We start from the raw sequence: 4,092 nt of genomic DNA, 5'->3' as shown, positions 1-4,092 counted from the left end.
CGCCGCGGACATGCGAACCGCGCAGGACTCGTTTCGGCGCGCGGTGCAGGCGGCTGAAGAGGTCGGCAGTCCGCGCGGCACCGGCCTCGCCCTATTGGGACTCGCGGCGGTCGAAGCGGCGGAAGGCCGGGAGGAGCGCGCCGTGACCATCGCGGCGGCCGCGAAAGCCTTATCCGATCGTGCCGGCGTGGTGGTCGAGCATCCGATGGATCCGACTGTCGCGGACCGGATCGAGGCGCTCAAGGCGTCGATCCCCAGGAGCACGCTGGCTGGGCTCGTGGCCAGCGCGAGCACGCTATCACCGACAACGATTCTCGCCATGCTCGCCGAGCGGCAGCCCCATCCTTAAGCCGACGGCGAGCATCGTTCCCGCGGTTCTTTCGAATCCTTCGTTGAGGACTAAACAGAACGGCGTACACCGGGATGGGGACGTTCGCATCAACGTCTCCCCGCACCCATTCGCCATTCATAAGAGCTCCTGCGGCAATCTACCCACCTAGATTGTTATCAATGCGCCATTAGATACGATCTTGAAACGCCGCCGTACGTTTCAGTTAGCGAAGTGTCACGCTCGAAGCGCGCGGAATCGCGTTTTGGGGGTTCGATTCTCCGTGGAACGCCGAGTTGACGGGCGCGCCGCTCAGACGGCATAGTGCGCGCATGTTCCACAGGCACGCCATTTTGGGTTTCGCGATGCTTTGCGCAAGCACAGGCTTCGCGCAGAGCCGGGGAACGCTGAGCATCGACGCTGTTGTCGATATCAAGCACCCATCGAGCCCGGTTTTCTCTCCCGACGGCCGCCGCCTCGCCTTCGTCTGGGAGCGAGCCGGTGTCCAGAATGTCTACGTCTCGGATCTTTCGAACGGTTCCGGGGATCCTCGGCCGCTCACGGCATACAACGAAGGCAGAGTCGACGCGCTGTTCTGGAGCTCGGATGGCTCCAGAGTCCTTTTCGACCGGGAAGGCTCCTTGTGGACGGTCGACGTGAACACGGGCCGCGACACGAGGCCACTGTGGAACGACGCCGCCCCGGCTTACGGCTATGTCCCGTCACCGGACGGCAATCGCATCGCCTACTCGCGCGAACGCGACCTTTGGGTTCGTCCCGTGCAAGAGGGCGTCGAGCACAGGTTGACGCGAACGCCGGAGCGCAACGAAGGCGGCATCGCCTGGTCACCCGACGGAACGCGCATCGCGTTCGTCACCTCTTCCTCCGAGCGCCACGAGAACGCCCCCGACTATTCCGGTGCCAAGATCCTCTATGCATGGTTCGACCGACGTACAGGCGACGTCGGCGTCGTTACGGCCGACGGTGACGGCTCGCCCGTCTCCGTCTTTCCGGATCAGATATTTCGAGAGATCGCGCCCCGTTGGATCGACGACGCGCGTCTCGTCTTCGAGCGCGTTCACGACGACACGACCCGACGCGAGATCGTCGTCGCCGATGCCCTTCCGGCCGGGGCGAGGTCGTCCTGCGCGAGATCGAAGAAAAATGGTGGAGCATTCCAGGCACGGCCGAGCCGGGGGCGATCCCTTCGCCCGATGGGAAATGGCTCGCCTTCCTCAGCGATCGCGGCGGATGGGATCACGTCTATGTCCTGCCGACAGGGGGCGGTGAGCCCATCGCCATCACCCGTGGGCACTTCGAGGCATGGCGGCCCTCCTGGTCTCCGGATGGAAAACGACTCGCGTTCGACGCCAACGAGGCCGAGCACCCCGGTACCCGGCATCTCTATGTCGTGGAGCTCGGAGACGATCCCGGCAAACGGGCACCGCAAAAGTTGACTCAGGGCCGTGGCACGAACGTCGCAGCGGTCTGGTCCCCGGACAGCAAGACCCTCGTCTATCAGCATACCGATCCCGAGAATTCCGCCGACCTCTTCGCCGTCTCCGCAGAAGCCGGAGCGACTCCCAGGAGGCTCAGCGACTCTCTGCCGGCCGGAATCGACCGCTCGCGTCTCGTGGCGCCGGAGCTCGTCTGGTATCCGGCCACCGATGGTCAGAAGGTCCCCGCCTATCTGTTCGTGCCGAACGACCTCGATCGTGCGAAGAAACATCCCGCGATCGTCTGGGTCCATGGCGACGGACACAATCAGAACTACGATGGCTGGCACATCCAGAGAAACTACGCCGTCTACTATTCGTTTCACCAGTATCTGCTCCAGCAAGGTTACGTCGTGATTGCTCCCGACTACCGCGGCAGCATCGGTTACGGCAAAGACTGGCGCCAGGGAGTCTTTCTCGACGTGGGCGGAAAGGACTCCGAGGACGCCACCGAGGCTGCGACCTATTTGAAGTCGCTCGATTATGTCGACCCCGATCGCATCGGCATCTGGGGATTGAGCTATGGCGGCTTCTTCACCCTCCTTTCGCTCGTGAATGCACCCAAGACGTTCGCCTGTGGGGTCGACGTCGCCGGCGTAGTCGACTACCGGATGTACTACGAAGACCCTTATCAAGGTCGCTGGACTTGCGGACGGCTCCGCGCGCCCGAGGACAATCCGGCCGCCTACGACGTCGCCTCGCCCCTGAGCCGCATGGACCGCCTCGAGCGACCGCTTCTCATTCTGCATGGGACCGCGGACGTCAATGTCCCCTACCTGCATTCCGTGCGTCTCATCGATGATCTGCTGGCGAGAAAGAAGGATTTCGAGTTCATGGCGTACCCTGGCGAGTTTCACTATTTCACCCGCGAGCGCGTTCTAACCGACGCCTGGCGACGCGTGGAACGGTTCTTCGACGAGCATTTGAAATAAGGAGAGCTCTTCATGCCCCTCGGTCTCGACCGACGAAGTTTCTTGCGTACCTCGGCGGGTGTCGCGGCGGCGGCCGCGTCCGTCACACTCCCCGACACGGCATCCGCGCAGAGCAGCGGAGAAGGTCCGCTCCCGGCACCCATTCGCGGGTTGAGGTCGATGATGGATGGCATCCAACCCATCACCGATGCCGAGCGGCTCGCACGTCTCGAGAAGGCGCGAAAGCTGATGGTGGACAATGGCATCGATGCCGTGTTCATCGAGCCGGGCTCGAGCCTCTTCTACTACACCGGCGTCCGCTGGGGTACGAGCGAGAGGATGTTCGGCTTCGTTCTTCCCTGCAAGGGCGAGCCCGCCTATATCTGTCCAAAATTCGAGGAGGCCCGGGCGCGGGAGCTCACGAAGTTCTCGAACGACATCAGGACGTGGGAGGAGGATGAGAGCCCCTACGCGCGCGTTGCGCAGATCTTCCGGGATCGTGGGGTGGCGAGCGGCACCATCGCTATGGAGGAGCGCGTACGCTTCTTCCTCTATGACGGCATTCGGAAGGAGGCGCCCGGCGCCACCTACGTGAGCGCCGATCCGGTGACGGCCGGGTGTCGTATCTTCAAGTCCCCCGCGGAGATCGCTCTCATGCAGCGCGCCTCAGACATCACGATTGCCGCCTACCGGGCGAGCTTCGAAACGCTCCATGAAGGCATGACGCAGTTCGAGTTCAGGGACTACGTCAGCGCTGCTTTCCACGCGCTCGGTGTCGACGGCGGAGCCACGGTCCAGTTCGGCCAGTACACCGCCTTTCCTCACGGAAGCATCACCCCTCAGAAGCTGAAGGAAGGTGACGTCGTCCTCGTCGACGGTGGGTGCGGTGTCGAGGGCTATCGCTCCGACATCACGCGCACGACGGTCTTCGGCAAGCCGACCCAGCGCCAGACGGAGGTCTGGAACCTGGAGAAGAAGGCGCAGGCCGCCGCCTTCGAGGCCGCGAAGGTCGGCGTACCTTGCGAGGCCGTGGATGCCGCCGCGCGCAAGGTGATCACCGACGCCGGCTTTGGTCCCGATTACAAGGTCCCGGGGCTCCCGCATCGCACCGGCCATGGAATCGGCCTCGACGGTCACGAGTGGGTCAATCTCGTTCGCGGGAACAAGATGCCACTCGCTCCCGGCATGTGCTTCAGCAACGAGCCGATGATCGCGATCTACGGCGAGTTCGGAATCCGCCTCGAGGACTGCATGTACATCACGGAGAGCGGGGCGAAGTTCTTCAGCCAGCCGAGCCCCGCCATCGATCGGCCCTTCGCCTGATCGTGACGTTCGCGCAGTGGACCTTTCGTGTCGC

3 protein-coding genes are annotated in these 4,092 nt (G+C 63.6%); all 3 read left to right on the top strand.

Annotation, left to right across the window (positions count from 1 at the left end):
• The coding region (locus VEK15_14505) for a hypothetical protein (GenBank protein HXV61905.1) at positions 1-349 on the top strand (349 nt) is incomplete at its 5' end.
• A 1,021-nt stretch (positions 350-1,370) separates the two neighbouring features.
• Entirely contained in the window at positions 1,371-2,756 is a 1,386-nt protein-coding gene (locus VEK15_14500; protein ID HXV61904.1) for a S9 family peptidase, read from the top strand.
• A 12-nt stretch (positions 2,757-2,768) separates the two neighbouring features.
• Positions 2,769-4,058, top strand: coding sequence for a Xaa-Pro peptidase family protein (locus VEK15_14495; protein ID HXV61903.1), 1,290 nt, complete (start codon positions 2,769-2,771; stop codon positions 4,056-4,058).
• The last annotated feature ends 34 nt before the right edge of the window (positions 4,059-4,092 follow it).

The organism is Vicinamibacteria bacterium, assembly GCA_035620555.1.
In the GTDB taxonomy this organism is placed as follows: Bacteria; Acidobacteriota; Vicinamibacteria; order Marinacidobacterales; family SMYC01; genus DASPGQ01.
Note: the sequence above shows the minus strand (reverse complement) of the source record. Positions and strands in the feature narration are given on the sequence as shown.

Excerpts from the sequence above, each read along its gene's own strand:
- VEK15_14495 (HXV61903.1), top strand. The coding sequence starts at position 2,769 with ATGCCCCTCGGTCTCGACCGACGAAGTTTCTTGCGTACCTCGGCGGGT.